The organism is Micromonospora sp. DSM 45708, from assembly GCF_039566955.1.
Taxonomy (GTDB): domain Bacteria; phylum Actinomycetota; class Actinomycetes; order Mycobacteriales; family Micromonosporaceae; genus Micromonospora.
Window position 1 is genome coordinate 4,839,330 of record NZ_CP154796.1, and the last position, 23,818, is coordinate 4,863,147.

Annotated in this window: 18 protein-coding genes; 5 read left to right on the forward strand and 13 right to left on the reverse strand. The window is 73.3% G+C overall.

Annotated elements, in window-relative coordinates; genetic code table 11:
- Positions 1–14: 14 nt before the first annotated feature.
- Entirely contained in the window at positions 15–656 is a 642-nt protein-coding gene (locus tag VKK44_RS20550) for a class I SAM-dependent DNA methyltransferase (RefSeq protein ID WP_343442794.1), read from the reverse strand.
- Positions 657–788: 132 nt separating this feature from the next.
- The gene (locus tag VKK44_RS20555; RefSeq protein ID WP_343442795.1) at positions 789–2,231 is read right to left on the reverse strand and encodes an alpha/beta hydrolase; all 1,443 of its coding nucleotides are present in this window, start codon (positions 2,229–2,231) and stop codon (positions 789–791) included.
- A gap of 167 nt (positions 2,232–2,398) precedes the next feature.
- On the opposite strand from VKK44_RS20555, the gene VKK44_RS20560 reads away from it, so the two are divergent.
- Positions 2,399–2,932, forward strand: coding sequence for a hypothetical protein (locus VKK44_RS20560; RefSeq protein WP_343442796.1), 534 nt, complete (start codon positions 2,399–2,401; stop codon positions 2,930–2,932).
- A gap of 15 nt (positions 2,933–2,947) precedes the next feature.
- Here VKK44_RS20560 and VKK44_RS20565 read toward each other — a convergent pair whose 3' ends face one another.
- The 3 genes from VKK44_RS20565 to nrdR form a co-directional block, all read right to left on the reverse strand.
- Positions 2,948–3,883 carry a DUF2332 domain-containing protein gene (locus tag VKK44_RS20565; protein ID WP_343442797.1) on the reverse strand — a complete coding sequence of 312 codons (936 nt, stop codon included), beginning with the start codon at positions 3,881–3,883 and terminating at the stop codon, positions 2,948–2,950.
- Positions 3,884–4,084: 201 nt separating this feature from the next.
- Positions 4,085–6,982, reverse strand: a complete 2,898-nt coding sequence (locus VKK44_RS20570) for a vitamin B12-dependent ribonucleotide reductase (RefSeq protein ID WP_343442798.1) — start codon at positions 6,980–6,982, stop codon at positions 4,085–4,087.
- A gap of 34 nt (positions 6,983–7,016) precedes the next feature.
- Complete coding sequence (nrdR, locus tag VKK44_RS20575) at positions 7,017–7,517, reverse strand: transcriptional regulator NrdR (protein ID WP_343442799.1); 501 nt, start codon at positions 7,515–7,517, stop codon at positions 7,017–7,019.
- A gap of 465 nt (positions 7,518–7,982) precedes the next feature.
- Here nrdR and lexA point away from each other — a divergent pair, with 465 nt between their 5' ends.
- Positions 7,983–8,765, forward strand: coding sequence for a transcriptional repressor LexA (lexA, locus tag VKK44_RS20580; protein ID WP_343442800.1), 783 nt, complete (start codon positions 7,983–7,985; stop codon positions 8,763–8,765).
- A gap of 57 nt (positions 8,766–8,822) precedes the next feature.
- Here lexA and VKK44_RS20585 read toward each other — a convergent pair whose 3' ends face one another.
- Both VKK44_RS20585 and hflX read right to left on the reverse strand, forming a co-directional pair.
- Complete coding sequence (locus VKK44_RS20585; RefSeq protein WP_343442801.1) at positions 8,823–10,598, reverse strand: hypothetical protein; 1,776 nt, start codon at positions 10,596–10,598, stop codon at positions 8,823–8,825.
- Positions 10,599–10,647: 49 nt separating this feature from the next.
- Positions 10,648–12,111 (reverse strand): GTPase HflX, encoded by a 1,464-nt coding sequence (hflX, locus tag VKK44_RS20590; protein WP_343442802.1) that lies wholly within the window; start codon positions 12,109–12,111, stop codon positions 10,648–10,650.
- 200 nt (positions 12,112–12,311) lie between these two features.
- Here hflX and VKK44_RS20595 point away from each other — a divergent pair, with 200 nt between their 5' ends.
- Positions 12,312–13,784 carry an NAD-dependent malic enzyme gene (locus VKK44_RS20595; protein ID WP_343442803.1) on the forward strand — a complete coding sequence of 491 codons (1,473 nt, stop codon included), beginning with the start codon at positions 12,312–12,314 and terminating at the stop codon, positions 13,782–13,784.
- Between the two features lie 687 nt (positions 13,785–14,471).
- Here VKK44_RS20595 and dapF read toward each other — a convergent pair.
- The 3 genes from dapF to VKK44_RS20610 are packed head-to-tail and all read right to left on the reverse strand — an operon-like array spanning position 14,472 to position 16,946.
- Complete coding sequence (gene dapF / locus VKK44_RS20600) at positions 14,472–15,317, reverse strand: diaminopimelate epimerase (RefSeq protein WP_343442804.1); 846 nt, start codon at positions 15,315–15,317, stop codon at positions 14,472–14,474.
- Positions 15,318–15,324: 7 nt separating this feature from the next.
- A complete protein-coding gene (gene miaA / locus VKK44_RS20605; protein ID WP_343442805.1) occupies positions 15,325–16,230 on the reverse strand; it encodes a tRNA (adenosine(37)-N6)-dimethylallyltransferase MiaA in 906 nt (301 codons plus the stop codon).
- Positions 16,227–16,946, reverse strand: coding sequence for a class III extradiol ring-cleavage dioxygenase family protein (locus tag VKK44_RS20610; protein WP_343442807.1), 720 nt, complete (start codon positions 16,944–16,946; stop codon positions 16,227–16,229). Before VKK44_RS20610 ends, miaA begins: the two co-directional genes overlap by 4 nt.
- Before the next feature lie 201 nt (positions 16,947–17,147).
- On the opposite strand from VKK44_RS20610, the gene VKK44_RS20615 reads away from it, so the two are divergent.
- Both VKK44_RS20615 and VKK44_RS20620 read left to right on the forward strand, forming a co-directional pair.
- Positions 17,148–18,356: a DUF349 domain-containing protein gene (locus tag VKK44_RS20615; protein WP_343442808.1), complete on the forward strand. Its 1,209-nt coding sequence runs from the start codon at positions 17,148–17,150 to the stop codon at positions 18,354–18,356.
- Positions 18,357–18,697: 341 nt separating this feature from the next.
- On the forward strand, positions 18,698–20,311 hold the full coding sequence (locus VKK44_RS20620) for a cellulase family glycosylhydrolase (protein WP_343442810.1): 1,614 nt from the start codon (positions 18,698–18,700) through the stop codon (positions 20,309–20,311).
- 69 nt (positions 20,312–20,380) lie between these two features.
- Here the strand turns inward: VKK44_RS20620 and miaB are convergent, their stop codons facing one another.
- From miaB to selD, 3 genes are all read right to left on the reverse strand, one after another.
- Entirely contained in the window at positions 20,381–21,880 is a 1,500-nt protein-coding gene (miaB, locus tag VKK44_RS20625) for a tRNA (N6-isopentenyl adenosine(37)-C2)-methylthiotransferase MiaB (protein WP_343442811.1), read from the reverse strand.
- A 140-nt stretch (positions 21,881–22,020) separates the two neighbouring features.
- Positions 22,021–22,500 (reverse strand): hypothetical protein, encoded by a 480-nt coding sequence (locus VKK44_RS20630; protein ID WP_343442812.1) that lies wholly within the window; start codon positions 22,498–22,500, stop codon positions 22,021–22,023.
- Between the two features lie 203 nt (positions 22,501–22,703).
- Positions 22,704–23,693, reverse strand: a complete 990-nt coding sequence (gene selD / locus VKK44_RS20635; protein ID WP_343442813.1) for a selenide, water dikinase SelD — start codon at positions 23,691–23,693, stop codon at positions 22,704–22,706.
- Positions 23,694–23,818: the final 125 nt, after the last annotated feature.

The following is a 23,818-nucleotide window of genomic DNA, read 5'->3' on the forward strand; positions in this document are numbered from 1 at the left end:
GAACAGCGCGATGCTCACCGGCCGGCCCGCTGGGCGAGCAGGAATGCCTGCGGCTGGCGCTCGGCGCCGACCGGTTCGCGGACCAGGGTGGCCCGCACGGGCAGCCCGGCGGCGCCGAGCTGGGCGGCCAGCCGCTCCGGCGACAACCAGTGCACGTCGAGGCGGACCGGGTGGCCGTATGCCTGCTCCCGCCGGTCGAGCCGGTCGCCGGCCTTCACCGCGAGCAGCAGGTGCCCGCCGGGAGCGAGCACCCGGTGGAAGCCGGCGAACACGTCGGGCAGCAACTCCGGCGGCAGGTGGATGATCGAGTACCAGGCGACCAGCCCGGCCAGCGACGCGTCCGGAGCGGTCAGCTCCGTCATCGAGCCGACGTCGAAGCGCAGCTCCGGATGGGTGCGGCGGGCCACCGCCACCATGCCCGGGGACAGGTCGACGCCGGCGATGTCGAGCCCGAGGCGGCCCAGGTGGGCGGTCACCCGGCCGGTGCCACAGCCGACCTCCAGCACCGGTCGGCCCGGCCCGACCGTCTCGGTGAACGCGGTCAGCAGCGCCCGGTCCAGCGGCGGCTCCACCACCTCGGGCAGCAGCCTCGCGTAGTCGACGGCGACGGTGTCGTAGGCGGCACGGATCTCGGTCAGCCAGCGCGGTTCGGCCACGCCCGCGACCCTAGCCCTGCCGCCACCCCACCCACCCACCCGGCCCATGCCCGCTTTCACGGAAAGCGTGGTCATTCGGGCCCGGATGGCCACGCTTTCCGTGAAAGCGCGGCGGTGGGGGATGGGGGTGGGCTAGTTGCCGGGCAGGCCACCGGGTGTCCGAAGGCGCTCCAGCCAGGCGGTGAACTCGTCGGGCCGCTCGAACAGCGAGCGGTGGCCGGCGCGCGGGATCACCAGGTGGTCCTTGCGGGGGGCCTGGAGCTGCGCGTACCACTCGTCGAACAGGCGCAGCCGGCCCGGCACCTCCTGCGCGCCGTCGACGAAGTACGCCGGGACCGCGAGTCGCCGGACGGCACGCCGGAAGTCGAGGTCCTGGAGCCGGGGATAGAGCACGTCCCAGCCGTCGAGGAAACCGAACAGGTGCGCCTTCTCCAGCGGGCTGTATTCCGGCACGCCCAGGTTGCCGACCGCGCCGGTCTCGTCCTCGCCGGCGCCGGCCCGGTCGACCGGGAACGCCCCGGCCTCGTTGGTCAGCAACGGCTCGTACGCCCAGATGTCGCGGTAGGGCGGTGGGCCCTGCGCGGTCATCCGGTCGGCGAGCGCCGTGCGGCCGGTGCGACGGGCCCAGGCGACGGTGTCGGCGTACTGGCTACGGTCGGCCTCGCGCAGGCTGACCACCTGGCCCACGCCGACGTAGCTGGCGAACAGCTCGGGGTGCCGTTGCACGGCGAGCAGACCCGCGGTGGTGCCGCCGGAGTGGGCGACCAGGTGGATGCGGTCCCGGCCGAAGCGCTGTCGCAGGTGGCGGGCCACCGCGACCAGGTCGTCGACCTCGTCGTCGAGCCGCCAGTCGGCCGGAGCGCGGAACGCCGACCAGGAACGCGGGCCGCCGGCCCGGTCCCAGACCGCGACCACGAAACGCCGCTCCAGGGCGGACAGGTGTCGACGGACCGCGCCGACCTCGGAGCCGCCGGGCGGGCCGGGCACCACCAGCAGCACCGGGGCGCTCCGGTCCGTACCCCGGATCAGCAGGCCCAACTCGCGGCCGGCGGAGTCGACGGTGTCGAACCGGGCGATCCCGCCGGGGACCGGGTCGGTGCGGCCCGGCACCGCCGCGCCGACGGTGACCAGCGCGAGCAGCGCGGCGAGCAGGCCGACGCCCACCCGGCCCAGCCAGCGGGGCACCGGCCGGCGCGGCGTCGAGGCGGCGAGGCGGCGGGCCAGGCCGGCGCCGTAGGCGGAGCCCACCAGCAGCGGCAGCAGCGTGAGGAGCCCGTGCACGCCCCGGCCGGCGAGCAGTGCGGCGACACCGAGGCCGGTGAGGTGGGGCCGGTCGACGGTGGGCCCGCGCAGGCGCAGCCGGGTCAGCTCGACGGCGAGCGCGAAGAACACCGGCGCGGCGAGCATGGCCCAGCGGGACCGGCTGAGCGCGCCGGCGGCCAGCCCGACGGCGAGGCTCACCCCGACGGAGACGAGCGCCGTGCCGACCGTGCCGGGGCCGCGCGGGGTCCACCAGCCGGCGAACACGCCCCAGAGCAGCGGCGACGCAGCCGCGAGGAGGACCCGAAGGCGCATGACGATCTCCCTCCGTCGGGACCGTCCACGGTAGTCACCGCGGCAACGCCGCGTGTTCCCGTCGCCACGAGAGGTAGGGGTGACCGCGGGGCGGGACGGGCCCCGGCACCGGACCCGGGGGTGGCGCGTCGCTGCTACGGTCCCCCGCGACCGTCCAAGGAGGACAGATGACGAAATCGGCCGCCATGCTCGTGGTCACCGGTGCACTCCTGGCCACCGCCGGCTGCGCCGCCGACGAGACAGCGGCGCCGGACGAGCTCCGCGACCCCTGCGCGCTGCTCCCGGCCGACCTGCTGACCCGACTCGCGCCCGGCGCGCAGCCCAGCGCTTCGGCGAACCTCGGCGAACGCAGCGGCTCGCGGGAGTGCGCGGTCGACCTGACCAGCGGCACCTCGATGCGTGGCGACCTCGTCGTCACGGTGGCCGTCGACGCCGAGGGCATGTACGACGACCGGTGGCGACGGGACCGCTGCGCCCGGATCGCCGCCGACCCGACCGGTACCGGACCCGGTGACACCTCCTGCGTGGCGGTGCACCCCTGGGACGGCGGTGAGACCCGGTTCGACGGCTGGGCCTGGCGGGGCGACCACTACCAGGTGCGCGTCGCGTACCAGGTGGTCGAGCCCCGGACCCTGCCGGCCGGCGCGGAGGCCGACCTGCGCGGGGTGCTCGCCGCCGCGGTCGACGCGCTGCCGAACTGACGGGTCGCCTCGGCCTCAGCCGAACCAGGTGGCCGCCTGCCCGTGGCCCCGGGTCCAGGCGAGCGGGCGACCGTCGAGCGCGAGCACGTTGTGGAACCCGCCACCCGGCGGGTCGGGGATTCCCACCTGCGGCAGCACGGCCGGGTCCTCGTTGGCGAGCCAGTGCCCCGGCAGCGTCCGGACCAACTCGGTGAAGGCCGCCCGCCGGGCCGGCGGCACCTGGTAGAGCACCGAACTGTGGAAGACCACGAGCGTCGCGCCGGCCGGGGCGCGCGCCGCCAGCGCCGGCAGGTCGTCGACCAGGTCGCCGCGCAGCAGCAGCGGCGGCTCGGTCGCCGCGACCGCCGCCGCGGCGCGCAGCCGCTCCCGGCGGTGCGTGTGCTCCGGCCAGATCAGCGCGTCCAGCCAGGCCAGGTCCGCCGGGTCCGTGACGTCGAGCGGGTGCACGTCCAGCCCGGCCCGCCACACCACCTCCGGTCGCCGGTCCGGCGGGATGACGCCGGTGAGCGTGCAGTCGAGCACCGGCCCGCCGTCGCCGACCAGCCGGTCGCCGTAGCGGTAGGCGTACCGGTCCGGGTAGAGGCACAGGCCGGCGGAGGCGCCCACCTCCAGCAGCGCCAACGGCTGCGGCAACGCGGCGAGCACCGGCAGCAGCACCGCGCAGCGGCCGGCCTCGTTGGTCTGCGTGGCCCGGACCCGCATCTGCGCCGCGATCTCCGGCCAGTGCGCCAGCACGTGCGCGCGGAACGCCGCCGGGTCGTCGACCGGGCCGCCGCGCAACCGGACCACGCCGAAGAGCAGGTTCGGCTGGCGCTTCGCCGGCGGCAGCGTGTCGAGCGACGCGAGCAGCTCCGGGTCGCGTGCCACCGCCCGCGACAACCGCTCGTACGCCGGGGACACGCCGCGCGCCTCGCGGTCGGCGAACGCCCGGTAGGTGTCGGCGGTACTCATCCCCCGAGCATCGCAGCTCGCCGCCCGACCCGGGTCTGTGACCGTGCACACCCTCGGGCGGGGTCGCACACCCGGGCGTCCGAGTCGTTCCCGCCCTCAGCTCGACAGGGCCGTCGATCGACCCCGGTGCTCCTCGACGCGGAGCACGAACGCCGCGAGCGCGGCAGGGCAGGCCCTGCCGCGCTCGCGAAACGGGGAACCTCAGCTGCAACCGCTGGTGGAGCCGCAGCCCTCGCAGACGTAGCAGCTACCGGCCGGACGCATCTTGGTGCCGCAGGTGAAGCAGAGCGGCGCGTCCGCGGCCTTGCCGATCACGGCCTCCAGCAGTTCGGTGCTGGAGCCCACCGTCGGCGCGGGCTTGGCGGCGGCGACGTCGGCCATCTCCTGCGCCGGCTGGGCCACCGGGCCGGACTTCGGCTCGGGCGCCTCGACCGGGGCGGAGGAGGCCATCGCGGTGAGGTCCGCACCGCTCGCCTCCGCCTCCGCCTCGGCCCGGAGCTGGGCGGCCCGCTCCTTGGCGGTGAAGATGCCCAGTTCCGCGCGGCGGTCGTACGGCAGGAAGTCCAGTGCCAGGCGACGGAAGATGTAGTCCATCACCGAGGCGGCCATCCGCACGTCCGGGTCGTCGGTCATGCCGGCCGGCTCGAAGCGCATGTTGGTGAACTTGCTGACGTACGTCTCCAACGGGACGCCGTACTGGAGACCGATGGAGATGGCCACCGAGAAGGCGTCCATCACGCCGGCCAGGGTCGAGCCCTGCTTCGACATCTTGAGGAAGACCTCGCCGAGGCCGTCGTCCGGGTAGGACGAGGCGGTGAGGTAGCCCTCCGCGCCGCCGACCGAGAACGAGACCGTCTGCGACGGGCGCTTCTTCGGCAGCCGCTTGCGCACCGGGCGGTACTCGACGACCTTCTCCACGACCTTCTCGACCTCGGCCGCCGGGGCCGGCGTCTCGGCGGCGCCCTTGTTCGGCTTGGCGACCGACAGCGGCTGACCCACCTTGCAGTTGTCCCGGTAGATCGCCAACGCCTTGAGGCCCAGCTTCCAGCCCTCGAAGTAGATCTTCTCGACGTCCGCGACGGTCGCCTGCTCCGGCATGTTGACCGTCTTGGAGATGGCGCCGGAGATGAACGGCTGGACCGCCGCCATCATCCGCACGTGGCCCATCGGCGCGATGGAGCGCTCGCCCATGGCGCAGTCGAAGACCGGGTAGTGCTCCGGCTTCAGGCCGGGGGCGTCCACCACGTGCCCGTGGTCGGCGATGTGCTCGACGATCGCCTCGACCTGCTCCTCGGGGTAGCCGAGGCTGCGCAGGGCGCGCGGGACGGTCTGGTTGACGATCTGCATCGAGCCGCCGCCGACCAGCTTCTTGAACTTGACCAGCGCCAGGTCCGGCTCCACGCCGGTGGTGTCGCAGTCCATCATCAGGCCGATGGTGCCGGTCGGGGCGAGCACGCTGGCCTGCGAGTTGCGCCAACCGAACCGGTCGCCGAGCTTGTTGCCCAGCGTCCACTGCTTGGTCGCCTCGCGCTGCACGGCGGTGCCCACGGTGCCGGTCGGCCGGATGCTGTCGTTGGCCGCGGCGTGCTTGCGCATGACCCGCTTGTGCGGCTCGGCGTTGCGGGCGTAGCCGTCGTACGGGCCGACGATGCCGGCCAGCTCGGCGGAGCGGCGGTAGGCGGTGCCGGTCATCAGCGAGGTGATCGCCGCGGACACCTCCCGCCCCTGCTCCGAGTCGTACGGCAGGCCGGTGGCCATCAGCAGGGCGCCCAGGTTGGCGTACCCGATGCCGAGCTGCCGGTAGGCGCGGGTGGTCTCACCGATCTTCTCGGTCGGGAAGTCGGCGAAGCAGATCGAGATGTCCATCGCGGTGATGACGAACTCGACCGACCTGACGAACTTCTCCACCTCGAAGCCGCCGTCGGCGCGGAGGAACTTCATCAGGTTCAGCGACGCCAGGTTGCACGAGGAGTTGTCCAGGTGGAGGTACTCCGAACACGGGTTCGACGCGGTGATCCGCCCGGTCTCCGGGCAGGTGTGCCAGTCGTTGATGGTGTCGTCGTACTGGAGGCCCGGGTCGGCGCACTCCCAGGCGGCCTGGGAGATGGTGTGGAACAGCTTCTTGGCGTCGATCGTCTCGATGGTCTGCCCGTCGAGCCGGCCGCGCAGGTCGAAGCCGCCGCCGTTCTCCACCGCGGTCATGAACTCGTCGGAGACGCGGACCGAGTTGTTGGCGTTCTGGTACTGCACGCTGACGATGTCCGCGCCGCCCAGGTCCATGTCGAACCCGGCGTCCCGCAGCGCGCGGATCTTGTCCTCCTCGCGCGCCTTGGTCGCCACGAACTCCTCGATGTCCGGGTGGTCGACGTCGAGGATGACCATCTTCGCGGCCCGCCGGGTGGCGCCACCGGACTTGATGGTGCCGGCGGAGGCGTCCGCGCCGCGCATGAAGCTGACCGGACCGGAGGCGGTGCCGCCGGAGGAGAGCAGTTCCTTCGAGGAACGGATGCGGGAGAGGTTGACCCCGGCGCCCGAACCGCCCTGGAAGATCCGCCCCTCCTCCTTGTACCAGTCCAGGATCGAGTCCATCGAGTCGTCGACCGCCAGGATGAAGCAGGCGCTCACCTGCTGCGGCGACGGCGTGCCGACGTTGAACCACACCGGCGAGTTGAAGCTGAACACCTGGTGCAGCAGCATCCAGGTCAGCTCGTGCGCGAACACCTCGGCGTCGGCCGGGGCGGCGAAGTAGCCGTACTCCTCGCCCGCCGTGCGGTAGGTGTCGACCACCCGGTCGATCAACTGCTTGAGCGACCACTCCCGCTCCGGGGTCCCCACCGCGCCCCGGAAGTACTTGGTGGTCACGATGTTGGCCGCGTTGACCGACCAGGACTCGGGGAACTCCACCCCGCGCTGCTCGAAGTTGATCGAGCCGTCCCGCCAGTTCGTCATCACGACGTCGCGGCGCTCCCAGGCGACCTCGTCGTAGGGATGCACCCCCTCGGTCGTCCAGACGCGCTCGATCTTCAGCCCCGCCCCGGCCTTGTTCCGTGACTTGCTGGTCGTCACGCCCTCGCCCCCCTCGTCGGCGCGGTGACCCACCGCGCCTGGTCGAACCTGTCAGAAATCGGAGATGTCAGTTGATCGCGCCGGCGGCATCGGCCGTCGGCGTGCCGGCGCCCCCCCGGGCGCGCGCGGCGGCCCGCAGCGTCTCGATCTCGTGCTCGAAGTCGGCGAGCGAGTCGAACGACCGGTAGACGCTGGCGAACCGCAGGTAGGCCACCTCGTCGAGGTCACGCAGCGGGCCGAGGATGGCCAGGCCCACGTCGTGGCTGGGGATCTCCGCCGCCCCCTTGGCGCGTACGGTCTCCTCGACCTTCTGTGCCAGCAGCGCGATCGAGTCGTCGTCGACCGGCCGGCCCTGGCACGCCTTGCGCACCCCACCGATGATCTTGGTGCGGCTGAACGGCTCGGTCACCCCGCTGCGCTTGACCACCGCGAGCACCGCCTCCTCGACGGTGGTGAACCGCTTGCCGCACTCCGGGCAGGACCGCCGCCGCCGGATGAGCTGGCCGTCGTCGGCCTCCCGCGAGTCGACCACCCGGGAGTCGGCGTGCCGGCAGTACGGACACCGCATCGCCCGACCTCCTTCATCGACCACGGGCACACCTACCGACTCCCGGGCACGCGTCGACCCGGCGGAGTCATCGTGGATGACCGTCGCCGGATGTGCGGTGCGGGAGTGCGTTCGGTAGTGGAAACCCAACCTGTAGGCAACTTACGCCCATGTGACTACTACATCTAGGGGTTGACCGTATGCCGTCCCCCCAGCGAGGTCAAGTTGGCCGGCGTGTCCGGCGCGTCACCCGTCGAGGAACCCAACGGCGACCCGACGCCCCCGGTCACGGGGCGTCGGGATGGAACACCCGTTCGAGTGCGGCGTACCATTTATCAGAACAAGCGTTCGGAAATCCAGGATTTCGGCGCGACACGCCGACAGCAGGTCGTACAGATGTTTGAAAATGGCCGATCTCACCTATACGGTCGGACCACACGCACCACGAGCCGACGAGGCACCCAGCGCCGACCAGGGAGGACGGACGTGACCGAGGACCGGGCCAGCCGGCAGAAGAACCCGCAACCGATCGACGGGGCGGGGCCGCCGGCGACCCGCCGACCCCGCGCCGCGCGCAGCCGGGCCGCCCAGCCCGCCGTGCGTCCGGTCACACCGGTGGTCAGCGCCTTCCCCGACCCGGCCACGGTCGACCTCACCGCCCGGCAGCGCCGGATCCTGGAGTTCATCCGCACCTGGGTCGAGCGCCACGGCTACCCGCCGAGCGTCCGCGAGATCGGCGAGGCGGTCGGCCTGGTCTCCCCGTCCAGCGTCGCCTACCAGCTCAAGGAGCTGGAGAAGAAGGGCTTCCTGCGCCGTGACCCGAACCGGCCGCGCGCGGTCGACGTCCGGGCCCCGAGCGACGTCGACGACGAGGTCAGCCGCGCGCAGCGCCCCGCCCCGGCGTACGTGCCGATGCTGGGCCGGATCGCCGCCGGTGGGCCGATCCTCGCCGAGCAGGCCGTGGAGGACATCTTCCCGCTGCCCCGCGAGCTGGTCGGTGAGGGCGAGGTCTTCATGCTCCAGGTCAAGGGCGACTCGATGCTCGACGCGGCGATCTGCGACGGCGACTGGGTGGTCGTGCGGCAGCAGCCCAACGCCGAGGTGGGCGACATCGTGGCGGCCATGCTCGACGGCGAGGCGACCGTGAAGACCTACCGGCGCCGCGACGGGCACGTCTGGCTGATGCCGCAGAACCCGGCATTCGACCCGATCCCCGGCGACGACGCCACCATCATGGGCCGCGTGGTGGCGGTGCTGCGCCGGATCTGACCGACGAACGACGGAGGGGGTGACCGCTAACGGTCACCCCCTCCGTTCGCGTCGTGCTCAGTAGCGGTCGCCCCGGGGCTCCCGGCCACCGGGGACCGGCCCGTACTGACCGCGCTCGCCGTAGCCGTCGTCGCGGCGACCGCCGCGCGGATCCCGGGGATCGCGCCGCGGCGGCTCGGCCCGACCGCCGTCACCCCGCCGGCCACCGCCGGGCTGCCCACGGTGACCCGCGCCACCCGGAGCGCCACCCCGGCCGCCCGGCCGCGCGCCGCCCTGGCCGCCGCCGTAGACGCCGCCCGAACCGCCCCGCTCGCCGCCACCGCCCGCACCGTTACCGCCGTAGACGCCACCGCCCTGGGGACGACCACCGCCCGGCCGACCGCCGCCGCCCGCCGGACGGGCACCGCCCGGCGGACCGCCGCCACCCGGCGGAACGCCGCCCTGGCCACGGCCACCGCCCGGCGGAGCACCGCCGCCCTGGGCGCGACCGCCGCCCTGGGCACCGCCGCCGTACACGGCGCCGCTCGCGGGCCGGCCGCCGCCGTACACCCCGCCGGCCGGGCGCTCGCCACCCGCGGCGCCGCCGTAGACGCCACCGCCCTGGGCACCGCCGTAGACCCCGCCGCGGGGCGGTGCGTCCGGCCGGTTACCGGGCGGGAAGCCGCCGTCCACCGGGAACTCGCCGCTGCGCTCGGACTCGTCGGCCGGCGCGACGGGCGCCGGCCTGCGCCGGGCCCGCAGGATGCCGAAGACGCCGGCGCCGACCAGCAGCGCACCGAGCACCCCGACGGCGGCGATCAGGTACGTGATCTCGTCGAGCGACAGCCCTTCCAGCCAGGACTTCTGGGCAGCCGCCCGGGTCTCGACCTTGCCGCCGTTGGGCAACGCCTCCACGCCGGTGGTGGCCGGCACGTAGCCGAGGACGTCGATCGGGTCGGTCGGATCGAGCGAGCCGCCGTCGGAGACGGTGACGAACGACTTGCCGTCGACGCTGTAGGAGATCGCCTCGCCGAACGGGTCGGCCAACGGCGTGACCCGGGGCTTGCCGCTGGTCAGCGCCTTGAGGATGTCGCCGCCGGCCACGTCGAACTCGAACGCGTCGGCGTACGTGCGCAGCACGACCTTCGCGCCGTCCGGCGAGCGGGCCGCGCCGGTGACCAGCGCCCGCCCCGGCGAGCCGAGCTTGTTCTCGGTGTTGGTCTTCGGCAGCGTGACCTCGCCGACCTTCTTCATCGGGATCGGCTCGGTGTCACCGCCGGCCCTCAGCTTCGCGGTCGGGGTGAAGATCTCCGACTTGCCGGAGAGCTCCTTCGTGATCACCAGCGGCAGGTTGTCGTCGCCGACCAGCAGCGCCTCGGCGTCGTGCGGCTCCTTGGCCGGGTAGGCGAGCCGGTGCAGCACCGGTTCCTTCGACCCGGACAGCGGCATCGTCCAGACCGCGACCCGCTCCCGCCGGGTCTTCTTCTCGATGTTGTCGCCGGTGTCGGCGATCCAGAGCGTCTTGCGGTCCGGCCCGAGCGCCAGGTCCTCGGTGTCGAGCGGGCCGTCACCGGAGTATCGGACCTCTTTGTCGACCTTGCACTTGGCGTCCAGGTAGAAGACGCGCTTGCGGGTCGGGTCGTCGGAGCCGTCGTTGATGACGACGTAACCGTTGCCGGTGGCGACCAGGCCGGACAGCTCGCGGAGCCGGTCGTCGGCGACCGTGCACTTCTTCTTGGGAGCCGCGGCCAGCACCGGGGCCGCGGCGGGGGCCGCCGGGGCCGGCCCGGCCGGCGCCACGACCGCGCCGACCAGGCCGAGCGCGAGCGTGACCGAGGAGACAACGTGCCGCATGGCGCTCAGTGTCGCACGAGCCGGGTTTCGGGCGGGTGACGCCGGACGGTCACCGTCCGGCGCCCACCCGATCGTCGTTGGTGAGCCGGTCACCCGCGCGGTACGGCGCCAGCTCCGCGGCGAGCGCCTGGCCCACCCGCACGTGCAACAGCGTGCCCTCGGGCAGGTGCGCGGTGCTGAGCACCTCACCCTGGCGGTGCACCCGGGCCACCAGGTCACCCCGGTCGTACGGGAGCACCGCGCGGACCTCGACGGCCGGCCGGGGCAGCCGCCGCTCGACCGCCTCACGCAGCTCGTCGACCCCGCGCCCGCTGTGCGCGGAGACGAAGACCGCCTCCGGCCAGAGCCGCTTGAGCCGCAGCATCGTCTCCTCGTCGGTGGCGTCGGTCTTGTTGACCACCAGCAGCTCGGGCAGCCGGTCGGCGCCCACCTCGGCGAGCACCTCACGGACCGCCCGGACCTGCTCCTCCGGATCCGGGTGGGTGCCGTCGACCACGTGCACCACCAGGTCGGCGTCGCCGACCTCCTCCAGCGTCGAGCGGAACGCCTCGACGATCTGGTGCGGCAGGTGCCGGACGAACCCCACCGTGTCGGAGAGCGTGTAGAGCCGCCCGTCGGAGGTGGTGGCCCGGCGGGTGGTCGGGTCCAGCGTGGCGAACAGCGCGTTCTCCACCAGCACGCCCGCCCCGGTGAGGCGGTTGAGCAGGCTGGACTTGCCGGCGTTGGTGTAGCCGGCGATGGCCACCGCGGGCACCGCGTTGCGGGAGCGCCGGGCGCGCTTCGTCTGGCGTACCGTGGTCATGCCCTTGATCTCGCGGCGCAGCCGCGCGATGCGGTGCCGGATCCGGCGTCGGTCGGTCTCCAGCTTGGTCTCACCGGGACCACGCAGGCCCACGCCGCCGCCGGCGCCACCGCCGCGACCGCTACCACCGGTCTGCCGGGAGAGCGTCTCACCCCAACCGCGCAGGCGCGGCAGCAGGTATTCGAGCTGGGCCAGCTCGACCTGCGCCTTGCCCTCCTTGCTCTTGGCATGCTGGGCGAAGATGTCGAGGATCAGGGCGGTGCGGTCGACCACCTTGACCTTGGTGCGCTGCTCCAGGTTGCGGAGCTGCGACGGGGACAGCTCACCGTCGCAGATCACCGTGTCGGCGCCGGTGGCGAGCACCACCGCGCCCAGGTCGTCGACCTTGCCCCGACCGATGTACGTCGCCGGGTCCGGTCGGTTACGGCGCTGGATCAGCCCTTCGAGCACCTGCGAGCCGGCCGTCTCGGCCAGCGCCGCCAGCTCGGTGAGGCTGTTCTCCGCGTCGGACTGGTTTCCCTCGGTCCAGACCCCCACCAGGACGACCCGCTCCAGCCGGAGCTGGCGGTACTCGACCTCAGTGATGTCGGTGAGTTCGGTGGAGAGGCCAGGGACCCGCCGCAGCGCCTGCCGCTCCGACAGCTCGTACTCACCGGTGGTGGTGTCGAGCTCGTCGTCCTCGTAGGGATGGAAGGTCTCCTGCTCGCGCAAACCGCGTCTCCTGTCCGTTATGTGCCTCGCCGAGTATTTTCGGCGCGTGACAGCAATCCTGACACGTGTCAACGCCGGGCGCACCCGCGTTATGCCCGTGGCGCTACCCACCGGTAGTGGGGCCGGATGCCGACCGACCTGGGTGTGCGGGTAGAAATGCCAGTCGAGCCGCTCAGCGTCGACGGAGGAGTTGTTTTCTCGTGGCCATCACCCGACTGCCGAGTGCCGGATTCTCGATCACGATCCGGATCGCGGTACCCGCCGACGCCACCTCCATCGGCCGGCTGACCACCGCGGCGGGCGAGGCCGGCGCCATCGTCACCGCGCTGGACGTGGTCGACTCCGACCCGACCAACGTGATCGTCGACCTCACCTGCGACACCGCCGACGCCGGACACGCCGACCAGGTCGTCGACGCGCTCACCGCGCTCGACGGGGTGGACGTGCGCAAGGTTTCCGACCGGACGTTCCTGCTGCACCTCGGCGGCAAGATCGAGGTGACGCCGAAGGTCGCGCTGCGCACCCGCGACGAGTTGTCCCGCGCGTACACCCCGGGGGTGGCCCGGGTCTGCATGGCGATCGCGGAGAACCCGGCCGACGCCCGCCGGCTCACCATCAAGCGCAACACGGTCGCCGTGGTCAGCGACGGCTCGGCCGTGCTCGGCCTGGGCAACCTCGGGCCGGCCGCGTCGCTGCCGGTGATGGAGGGCAAGGCCGCGCTGTTCAAGCGCTTCGGCGGGGTGGACGCCTGGCCGGTGGTGCTGGACACCCAGGACACCGACGAGATCGTGTCGATCGTCAAGGCGATCGCGCCGGCGTACGGCGGGATCAACCTGGAGGACATCGCCGCGCCGCGCTGCTTCGAGATCGAGGCCCGGCTGCGCGAGGCGCTGGACATCCCGGTCTTCCACGACGACCAGCACGGCACCGCGATCTGCGTGCTGGCCGCGCTCACCAACGCGCTGCGCGTGGTGGGCAAGCAGCTCGCCGACGTCCGGGTCGTGGTCTCCGGCGCGGGCGCGGCCGGCACCGCGATCATGAAGCTGCTGCTGCGTCAGGGCGTCGGCGACATCATCGCGTACGACCGGCAGGGCGCGCTGCACCGCGGGCTGCCCGACCTGAACCCGGCCTGGCAGTGGCTGGCCGAGAACACCAACCGGGAGAACTACACCGGTGACCTGGCCGGTGCGGTACGCGGCGCGGACGTGTTCATCGGGGTGAGCGCGCCCAACCTGCTCACCGGCGAGGACGTCGCCGCGATGGCGAAGGACGCGATCGTCTTCGCGCTGGCCAACCCGGACCCGGAGGTGGACCCGCGGGAGGCGCGCAAGTACGCCGCCGTGGTCGCCACCGGCCGCTCGGACCAGCCGAACCAGATCAACAACGTGCTCGCCTTCCCGGGCGTGTTCCGCGGCATGCTCGACGCGCACGCCGAGGAGTTCACCGAGGAGATGGCGATCGCGGCGGCTCGGGCCATCGCCGACGTGGTCGGCGAAGACAAGATCAACCCCACCGTGATCGTGCCGAGCGTCTTCGACTCGCGGGTCGCCCCGGCGGTGGCCGCCGCGGTGCGCGCCGCCGCGCAGAACCCGGCCGTCACGCCGCCGCCGGCCGCCGACCCGGGCCCGGCCGACCTTCCCGAGATCGCCGCCAACGCCAGCGCCACCCCCTGACGGCGCCGCCCCGCCCACCGCCCCTCCGCCGCCGCTCCCCCACCGGCGCGACACAGCCCGAGCCACCCTGACCACCACGCCCTCCGCCGCCGCTCCCCCACCGGCGCGACACAGCCCGAGCCACCCTGACCACCACGCCCTCCGCCGCCGCTCCCCCACCGGCGCGACACAGCCCGAGCCACCCTGACCACCACGCCCTCCGCGCCGCTCCCCCACCGGCGCGACACAGCCCGAGCCACCCTGACCACCACGCCCTCCGCGCCGCTCCCCTAACGGCGTGTCGCGGCCGGCAAAGGTGGTGACGGTGGAGCGATATACCGCTGAGTCATAAATATGACCAGGCGGTATATCGCTCCGGGAGGCATCCGTCTCCCCGGGCCGTCACGCGACGTCACGGCCCGACACCCATCGCGAGGCAACGCCACCCGGACGCCGGTGGCGGCCGAAGACGCGGGTGGAAGGTGGCACGTCCGCGAGAGCGCGAAGCGCGGCGGGGTCAGGGCGGATCAGGGCGGCGCAGAGCCGGAGAGGGCCACAGGGCGCGGCGGGTCAGGGCCACAGGGCGGCGCGGGTCAAGGCCACAGGGCAGCGCGAGTCAAGGCCGCAAGACAGCGCGGGTCAAGGCCACAGGGCGCGGCGGGTCAGGGCCACAGGGCGGCGCGCGTCAGGGCCGCAAGACAGCGCGGGTCAAGCCCGCAAGACAGCGCGGGTCAGGGTGCCGGTGGCGATCAGGACGGCGGGGCCGGACAGCCAGCACGAGTCGGCGGTCACGGTGACCGTGAGCCGGCCGCCCGGGACGTCCACCGCGACGACGCCGGTCTCCCGGCCGGCGTCGTGCAACGCCACCGCCGCCACCGCACACGCGCCGGTGCCGCAGGAGAGCGTCTCGCCGGAACCTCGCTCGTGGACCCGCATCAGCACGTGCCCGTCGGTGCCGTCGACCGGCTCGCCGGGCGTGGTGAACTCGACGTTGACCCCGGCCGGGAACGCCGCGGGGTCGACCTCGGGACCGCGGGTGAGGTCGAGGGCGGCCAGCTCCAGCGCGGCGGGCAGCGCGCACACCAGGTGCGGGTTGCCGACGTCCACCGCCGCGCCGGTCAGGGTCAGCCCGCCCAGCGTGGCGGTGGCCGCGTCGTGCAGGCGGGGGCGGCGCATCTCGACCGCCACGTCCGCGCCCTCGACGCGCGCCCGGACCAGACCGGCCCGGGTGGCGATCGGCAGCGTCCCGCCCGACGGGGCGACAAGTGACCGCTCCAGCAGATAACGCACGAACACCCGGGCACCGTTGCCGCACATCTCGGCGAACGAGCCGTCGGAGTTCCAGTAGTCCATGAACCACTCGGCCTCGCCGGCCAGCGCGGCGCCGTCGGGGTGCTTCGCGGCGCGCACCACGCGCAGCACGCCGTCGCCGCCCAGCCCGCGCCGCCGGTCGCAGAGCGCGGCGACCAGGCCGGGCGTCAGGTCGAGCGCGCCGTCCGGGTCGGGCAGGATGACGAAGTCGTTGCCGGTGCCGTGACCCTTGGTGAACTCCACGGTCCCATCATCCCCGATGCCCGGCGGTCACCCGCAGCGCCGTGTCGACGACGTCCGGGGCGGCCGAGTCGAGCCAGTGCACGCGCGGGTCGCGCCGGAACCACGAGCGCTGCCGTCGGACGAAGCGCCGGGTCGCCCGGATCGTCTCCTCGTACGCCTGCGTCTCGGTCAGCTCCCCGGCCAGGAAGCGCAGCACCTGCTGGTAGCCGAGCGCCCGACTGGCCGTGCGCCCCTCGGGCAGCCCGGCGCCGACCAGCGCGCGCACCTCGTCCACCAGGCCGTCGGCCCACATCCGGTCCACCCGCAGCGCGATCCGTTCGTCCAGCCGGGCGGTGTCCAGGTCGACGCCGAGCTGCACGGACGGGTAGTAGGGCGTCGGCGCGGGCAGCGACGCGGTGAACGGCGCACCGGTCAGCTCGATCACCTCCAGCGCCCGGACGATCCGCCGGCCGTTGGTGGGCAGGATGCCGGCGGCGGCCTGCGGGTCGGCCCCGGCCAGCCGGGCGTGCAGCGGGGCGGGGCCGACCTCGGCCAGCTCCGCCTCCAGCCGCTCCCGCAGCGCCGGGTCGGTGCCGGGGAACTCGAACTGCTCCAGCACCGCCCGCACGTAGAGCCCGGAGCCGCCGACCAGCAGCGGCACCCGCCCCCGGGCGAGGATGTCGTCGACCGCCGCGCGGGCCAGCTTCTGGTACTCGGCGACGCTGGCCGGCTCGGTCACCGGCCAGATGTCCAGCAGGTGGTGCGGCACGCCCTCCCGCTCCGCCGGGGTCAGCTTGGCGGTGCCGACGTCCATGCCCCGGTAGAGCTGCATCGAGTCGGCGTTGACCACCTCGCCGTCGAGCGCGTGCGCCAACGCGATGCTCAGCGCCGACTTGCCGGCCGCGGTCGGCCCGACCACCGCCACCACCGTCATGACCGCTCCCAGTTCGCCACGAAGTAGGCAACGCCGTAGGGCGCCCGGTGGTAGCTCAGCTCGCCGTGCCAGTCGCCGCCCGCCGCGGCGACCGCGCCGGCCAGCGCCTGCCAGGGCGCCCGCCCGGCGACCCGCAGCTCGGCGGAGAGCACCGGGTCCAGGCCGCGCAGGGCGTCGGCGTCCGCGCCGGCCAGGGCCGAGGCGACCGATTCGTCGTACGCCTGCGCGCGCGGGTCGTCGTACCCCGGCGCCTTGACGCCCCGGCAGGCGGACCCGTCGCCGAGGACCAGCAACGCGACCCGCGGATCGTCGTCGTCGATCAGGCTCGCGCCGAACGCCGCGCACTCGGCCGGTGCCGCGTCGTGCGCCACCGACCGGGCCAGTCTGGGCAGCTCGGTGCCGGAGCGGTTCAGCAGCCAGGCGCCGATGGTCAGGCTCAACGGCAGAACCTCGCCGCCGGAGCAGGAGATCTTCCACAGCCGCACCGACCGGTCGAGCCCGAAGCCGCGCAGGGAGCCCGAGTCGGCGGCGTTGAACCGGACGGTCCCCGGCCCTCCGCCGACCAGCACGATCGCCTCGGGCCCGGCGGCGAGCAGCCGGGCGACCGCCGTGTCGGCGGCGGCACGCAGGTCGTCCAGCTCGGGCGCGGCGGCGCCGGCCAGCTCGGGCACGATCAGCGGCGGATGGGGGCAGACGGCGGCGGCGACCAGGGGCACGACTCCAACCTAGCGGGACGCCCCGGTGCGTCCCCGCGCCGATCCGGTCATCGAGGGCGTACGACACCGTATGGTCACGGTCGACGACAGGCGCTCGACACGGACGGGGGCGGACCTGTGACAATGCCGGGAGAAAGTTTGCTGCGCCGTGGCGGCGACCGAGGGCTGTTCCCTCGGCGCCGGGAGAACGAGGATGGGCACATGAGCGACTGGACTGCCTTCGGACGGGTGGACGAGGACGGCACCGTCTACGTCAAGACCGCCGAAGGCGAGCGGGTGGTCGGATCCTGGCAGGCGGGGGCCCCGGAAGAAGGGCTCGCCCACTTCGCCCGGCGCTTCGCCGACCTGGTGACCGAGGTGGACCTGACCGAGGCCCGGCTCAACTCGGGCGCGGCCGACGCCGGCCACTCGCTGACCACGATCCGCCGGATCCGCGCGTCACTTCCCGAGGCGCACGTGGTCGGGGACATCGACGCCCTGGCCGCCCGGCTGGACAAGCTGGCCTCGGTCGCCGAGGAGAAGGCCGGCGAGGCCAAGGCGGCCCGGGAGGCCGCCCGGGGCGAGGCGCTGACCCGCAAGACCGCCCTGGTCGAGGAGGCCGAGAAGCTGGCCGCCGAGTCGACCGGCTGGAAGACCGCCGGCGACCGGCTCAAGGAGATCCTCGACGAGTGGAAGACGATCCGCGGCGTCGACAAGAAGACCGACGGTGAGCTGTGGAAGCGGTTCGCCGCCGCGCGGGACGGCTTCACCCGGCGCCGGGGCGCCCACTTCGCCTCCCTGGACCAGCAGCGCAAGCAGGCGCAGACGGTCAAGGAGGAGCTGGTCGCCGAGGCCGAGAAGCTCAAGGAGTCCACCGACTGGGGCGTCACCGCCGGTCAGCTCAAGGACCTGATGGCCCAGTGGAAGGCCGCCCCGCGCGCCGCCAAGGAGGCCGAGCAGAAGCTCTGGGAACGGTTCCGGGCCGCGCAGGACGAGTTCTTCACCCGCCGCAGCGAGGTCTTCTCGGCGCGGGACAACGAGCAGCGGGGCAACCTGGAGCGCAAGCAGGCGCTGCTGGTCGAGGCCGAGGCGCTCGACGTCGACGGCGACCCGAAGGGCGCCCAGGCGAAGCTGCGGGAGATCCAGGCGCAGTGGCACGAGGCCGGCCGGGTGCCCCGCGAGGCGGCTGCCGGCCTGGAGCGCCGGCTGCGGGCGGTGGACGAGAAGGTCCGCGAGGTGATGGACTCGGCATGGCGGCGGACCTCCAAGGAGGACAACCCGCTGCTGGCGCAGATGCGCGCCCAGGTCGCCGAGGCCGAGGAGCGGCTGGCCCGGGCCCAGGCGGCCGGCGACACCCGCCGCGTCAAGGAGGCCGAGCAGGCGCTCGCGTCAAAGCGCCAGTTCCTCCAGCTCGCCGAGCAGGCCGGCTGACCCTTCCTCCCCCGCGCGCACATTCACGGAAAGAGTGCCTATTCCACACGGGATAGGCACTCTTTCCGTGAATCAGCGTGGAAAGGGGGGCGGGGTGCGGTGGTGTGTTGACGCATCGAGGTGGGCTGATCAGAATGGGCGGCGGAGTCAGGTTGTGACGCCGGCGCAGGGCGTCGACGGGTGATCGTGCCGTCGAGGAGCGCCGGTGTTCCCCCGCGGATGGCCGTCCACGTGACCGGCCCGGCGGACGCTGTCCGCGTACTCGATGACGAGCGGGTCGGGCCTCCTGGTCCTGCCGCCCGCGGCGCCCGAGCGGCGCGGGCATCCGAAGTGGAGCTCCCATGCACCGACGCACCGCCCTCGGCGGCGCCCTGACGGCGCTCGCCACCGCCGCGGCCGGCATCCTCGTCGCCGCGACCGTCAGCACCACCCCGGCCGTCGCCGCGGCCGGCGGCACCGGCACCGGTTACCTGCACACCAACGGCAACAAGATCGTCGACAGCACGGGCGCGACCGTCCGGCTCACCGGCATCAACTGGTTCGGCATGGAGACCGACAACAAGACGTTCCACGGCCTGTGGTCGAGCAACCCGTGGCGCGGCCAGCTCGACACCATGGCCCGGCTGGGCTACAACACGCTGCGCATCCCGTTCTCGAACGACTCCATCAAGCCGGGCGCGACCGCGACCGGGATCAACGACTTCGTCAACCCGGACCTGATCGGGCTCTCCCCGCTGCAGATCCTGGACAAGGTCATCGACTACGCGGGCAGCAAGGGGATGCGGGTCATCCTGGACCGGCACCGGCCGACCTCGGCCGGGCAGTCGCCGCTCTGGTACACCTCGGGCGTCTCCGAGGCGACCTGGATCGCCGACTGGAAGACGATGGCCCAGCGGTACGCGAACAACCCCACGGTGATCGGCGCGGACCTGCACAACGAGCCGCACGCCGAGGGCACCAACCCGGCCGCCACCGGCGCGTGCTGGGGCTGCGGCGACACCGCCCGGGACTGGCGGCTCGCCGCCGAGCGGGCCGGCAACGCGATCCTCGGCGTGCAGCCCAACTGGCTGATCTTCGTGGAGGGGGTGAGCTGCCCGAGCGGCGGCCTGTCGAACGTCTGGGACAACGACCCCAGCAACGACGAGGACTGCGGCTGGTGGGGCGGCAACCTGTCCAAGGCCGGGCAGTTCCCGGTGCGGCTGAGTGTGGCGAACCGGCTGGTCTACTCGCCGCACGAGTACGCCACCTCGGTCTACCGGCAGGCCTGGTTCGACGACCCGAGCTACCCGGCGAACATGCCGGCGATCTGGGACAAGTACTGGGGTTACCTCTACAAGCAGAACATCGCGCCGATCATGATGGGCGAGTTCGGCACCACGCTCCAGGACCCGAAGGACAAGGTCTGGCTGGAGAACCTGATGGCGTACACCGGCACCGGCGTCAACGGGATGTCGTTCACCTACTGGTCGTGGAACCCGAACTCGGGTGACACCGGCGGCATCGCCAACGACGACTGGACCACCGTCAACCAGGCCAAGCAGGCCATCCTCCAGCCGTACCTGATCCCGCCGACGGGTGGCGGCACCACCAGCCCGTCCCCCACCGGCACCCCGAACACCTCACCGACGCCGACCACGCCGGCACCGAGCGGCGGCTGCACCGCCAGCTACAAGCAGGTCAACGCCTGGGCCGGCGGTTTCCAGGGTGAGCTGACCGTCAAGAACACCGGCACCGCCGCGGTGAACCCGTGGTCGGCCACCTGGACGTGGCCGTCCGGGGTGACGCTGGCCAGCGGCTGGAACGCCACCGTCACGCAGTCCGGCACCACGGTCACGGCCGCCGCGCCGGGCTGGGCGTCGTCGCTGGCCCCGGGCGCGTCGGTCACCGTCGGCTTCACCGCCAACGGCACCGCCGCGACGCCGGGCAGCGTCAAGCTCAACGGCACCGCCTGCTGATGGCGTAAGGAGGGCCCCCTCTTAACACCCGGTGTTAAGAGGGGGCCCTGCTCACGAGCGGGTGGGTGGTCAGTGGGCGGCGCAGCCGCCGGTGGGGGCGGGCGCCGCGGCCGGCGCGCCGACCGTCGGCAGCCCGAGCAGCACCCCGGGGGTACGCGGGGCGCGTCCCGCCTCGGCCGCGTCCCCGGCCCGGGTGCGCCGGTGCGACAGCGGCACCCCGTCGGCGTTGAGGTGGTGCGGGGCCGCGTACGTGACGGCGGTGTGCACGATGTCGCCGGGACGGATCTGCCCGGCCAGCTCGCCGGTCGCGAAGTGCACGAGCCGGCCGTCGCGGGCCCGGCCGGACATCCGGCCGGTGCGCTCGTCCTTGCGCCCCTCGCCGACCGCGACCAGCACCTCGACCGTCTCGCCGACCAGCTTCTTGTTCTCCGCCCAGGTGATCTCCTCGACGCAGGCGATCAGCCGCTCGTACCGCTCCTGCACGACCTGCTTGGGGAGCTGGTCGGCCATGGTGGCGGCCGGGGTGCCGGGGCGCTTGGAGTACTGGAACGTGAACGCCGAGGAGAACCGGGCCTCCCGGACCACGTCGAGCGTGCGGGAGAAGTCCGCCTCGGTCTCGCCGGGGAAGCCGACGATGATGTCCGTGGTGATCGCCGCGTCCGGCATCGCCGCCCGGACCTTCTCGATGATCCCCAGGTAGCGCTCCGACCGGTACGAGCGGCGCATCGCCTTGAGCACGTCGTCGGAGCCGGACTGCAACGGCATGTGCAGCGAGTGGCAGACGTTCGGCGTCTCGGCCATCGCCGCGATCACGTCGTCGGTGAAGTCCTTCGGGTGCGGGCTGGTGAACCGGACCCGCTCCAGCCCGTCGATGTCGCCGCAGGCGCGCAGCAGCTTGCCGAACGCGTACCGGTCGCCGAACTCGACGCCGTAGGAGTTGACGTTCTGCCCGAGCAGCGTCACCTCCAGCACGCCCTCGTCGACGAGCGCCCGGACCTCGGAGAGCACGTCGCCGGGACGGCGGTCCTTCTCCTTGCCGCGCAGCGCCGGCACGATGCAGAACGTGCAGGTGTTGTTGCAGCCGACGGAGATGGAGACCCAGCCCGCGTACGTCGACTCGCGCCGGGTCGGCAGCGTGGACGGAAAGACCTCCAGCGACTCGAGGATCTCCACCTCGGCTGCCGCGTTGTGCCGGGCCCGGTCCAGCAGCGCCGGCAGCGAGCCGATGTTGTGCGTGCCGAAGACCACGTCCACCCAGGGCGCCTTGCGGACGATCTCGCCGCGGTCCTTCTGGGCCAGGCAGCCGCCGACCGCGATCTGCATCCCGGGGTGTTTCGTCTTGACCGGGCGCAGGTGGCCGAGGTTGCCGTAGAGCCGGTTGTCGGCGTTCTCCCGGACCGCGCAGGTGTTGAACACCACCACGTCGGGCTGCTCGACGGACTCGGCGGCGCGCACGTAGCCGGCGTCTTCGAGCAGGCCGGAGATGCGCTCGGAGTCGTGCACGTTCATCTGGCAGCCGTACGTGCGCACCTGGTAGGTGCGCGGGCTGCCCGCGGCTGCGGTAGTCATGACCCGGACAGCGTATCCGGGCGCCCGGACCGTCCCGCTCCCGCGCCCCGCCCGGCGGGCGCTGTGTCACGGAAACAGTGGTCTCGCGGGTCGCGAAGGCCACCGTTTCCGTGCCCGAGGCCGCGCCGGGGGTGGGGGTGTCAGGCGGCGGCCAGCGCGGGCCCGACCGAGTCCGGGGCCCACCGGGAGCGGTGGCACTGCGACCAGCCCCGGCAGCCGGGGTCGGCCAGCGTGCAGAGGCGCTGGTCGCTGAGCACCTCGCCGTCGTCGGTCTCGACCACGTCGAAGTGCACCGGGCGGATCGTGCCGTCCGGGGCGACCAGCAGGTGCCGGCCGGCGTCGAGCGTGTCGTCGCGCATCAGGCAGTTGCGGCCGAGCACCCGGGCCAGCGCCGCGACGGCGGGCAGCTCGGGCAGGCGCTCGGGCACGCCGTAGCAGTCGACCATGGTGCCGTACGCGCCGGGCGCCTCCCACACGTCGCAGACCACCGCGTACGCGGGGAGCCGGACCGGGTCGGCGACGGCGAGCGGCATCACCACCCGGCCGAGCGCCTCGGCCAACGCCGGGTAGACCTCCACCGGCGCGCCGCCGTCGATTCTCCAGTTCCACAGCTCGGTCATGCCGCCTCCTCGCTGCGCTCGTCCCACCGGCCTCCGGATCGGGCCTTACTGACGATGGTGGGGGGCATTTGACCTCGACCGGGGGCAAGTTACCGGTCTGTGACCATTCCGGGCAAAATTTCCCGTGGGCACCATTGCCCTGAGTAGCGGGAAGATGACAGGTTATCGGGTATCGTGCCGCCTCCGCATCGCTGCCACGCCGGTCAGCGGAGCCGGATCAGGTGGTCGGAGGCGGGCAGCAGCTCGCCGACCACCGTGCCGCCCGGCACCTCGCCGGCCACCAGCAGGCCGCCCGACGTCTGCGCGTCGGCCAGCAGCAGCCGCTCGGACTCGTCGGCGCCGCCGGCGTCGGTCCACGGCGTCACCCACTCCAGGTTGCGTCGGGTGCCACCGCTGACGTACCCGTCACGCAGCGCCTCCCGCGCGCCCGGCAGGTAGGGCACCGCGGCGGTGTCGATCACGACCGTGAGCCGGCTGGCGCGGGCCAGCTTCGAGGCGTGCCCGAGCAGCCCGAAGCCGGTCACGTCGGTGCCGCAGCGGATGCCGGCGGCCACCGCGGCGCGGGCGGCGTCCCGGTTGAGCCGGGCCATCGAGTCGACCGCCTCCGCGAACCGCTCCCCGGTCTGCTTGTGCCGGGTGTTGAGCACGCCGACGCCGAGCGGCTTGGTCAGCGACAGCGGCAGCCCGGCCCGCCCGGCGTCCAACGTGATCAGCTCGTCCGGGCGGACCACCCCGGTGACCGCCAGGCCGTACTTCGGGCCGTCGTCGTCCACGCTGTGCCCGCCGGCCAGGTGACAGCCCGCCTCGCGGGCCACGTCCTGCCCGCCGCGCAGCACCTCCCGGGCCAGTTCCAGCGGCAGCACCTCACGCGGCCAGCACAGCAGGTTGAGCGCGACCAGCGGCGTGCCGCCCATGGCGTACACGTCGGAGAGCGCGTTCGCGGCGGCGATGCGGCCCCAGTCGTACGCGTCGTCGACCACCGGGGTGAAGAAGTCGGCGGTGGTCACCAGGCCGGTGCGCTCGTCCAGCCGGACCACCGCGGCGTCGTCGCCGTTCTCCAGGCCGACCAGCAGCTCGGCGACGCCGCCGCTCGGGCCCAGCCCGGCGACCATCGCCTCCAGCTCGCCGGGCGGGATCTTGCAGGCGCAGCCGCCGCCGCGGGCGTGGTCGGTCAGCCGGAACGTGTCGGTCACCGGTTCATGATCTCCGCGACACGACCGCGTCGCCACTCGGACGCCCCGGCCGGTGACGGAATTCGGACCCGCCGGCACACCGGTGACCGGTGTTACCGCTCCGTGACCAACTGAGTTGCGTTCCG

What these genes read in the sequence shown, in the direction of transcription:
- VKK44_RS20620 (WP_343442810.1), top strand. Translation starts at nt 18,698, where the DNA reads ATGCACCGACGCACCGCCCTCGGCGGCGCCCTGACGGCGCTCGCCACC.
- VKK44_RS20565 (WP_343442797.1), bottom strand. Translation starts at nt 3,883, where the DNA reads ATGAGTACCGCCGACACCTACCGGGCGTTCGCCGACCGCGAGGCGCGC.
- VKK44_RS20555 (WP_343442795.1), bottom strand. Translation starts at nt 2,231, where the DNA reads ATGCGCCTTCGGGTCCTCCTCGCGGCTGCGTCGCCGCTGCTCTGGGGC.
- miaB (WP_343442811.1), bottom strand. Translation starts at nt 21,880, where the DNA reads ATGACTACCGCAGCCGCGGGCAGCCCGCGCACCTACCAGGTGCGCACG.
- miaA (WP_343442805.1), bottom strand. Translation starts at nt 16,230, where the DNA reads ATGACGGTGGTGGCGGTGGTCGGGCCGACCGCGGCCGGCAAGTCGGCG.
- VKK44_RS20560 (WP_343442796.1), top strand. Translation starts at nt 2,399, where the DNA reads ATGACGAAATCGGCCGCCATGCTCGTGGTCACCGGTGCACTCCTGGCC.
- nrdR (WP_343442799.1), bottom strand. Translation starts at nt 7,517, where the DNA reads ATGCGGTGTCCGTACTGCCGGCACGCCGACTCCCGGGTGGTCGACTCG.
- VKK44_RS20585 (WP_343442801.1), bottom strand. Translation starts at nt 10,598, where the DNA reads ATGCGGCACGTTGTCTCCTCGGTCACGCTCGCGCTCGGCCTGGTCGGC.
- VKK44_RS20615 (WP_343442808.1), top strand. Translation starts at nt 17,148, where the DNA reads ATGAGCGACTGGACTGCCTTCGGACGGGTGGACGAGGACGGCACCGTC.
- VKK44_RS20630 (WP_343442812.1), bottom strand. Translation starts at nt 22,500, where the DNA reads ATGACCGAGCTGTGGAACTGGAGAATCGACGGCGGCGCGCCGGTGGAG.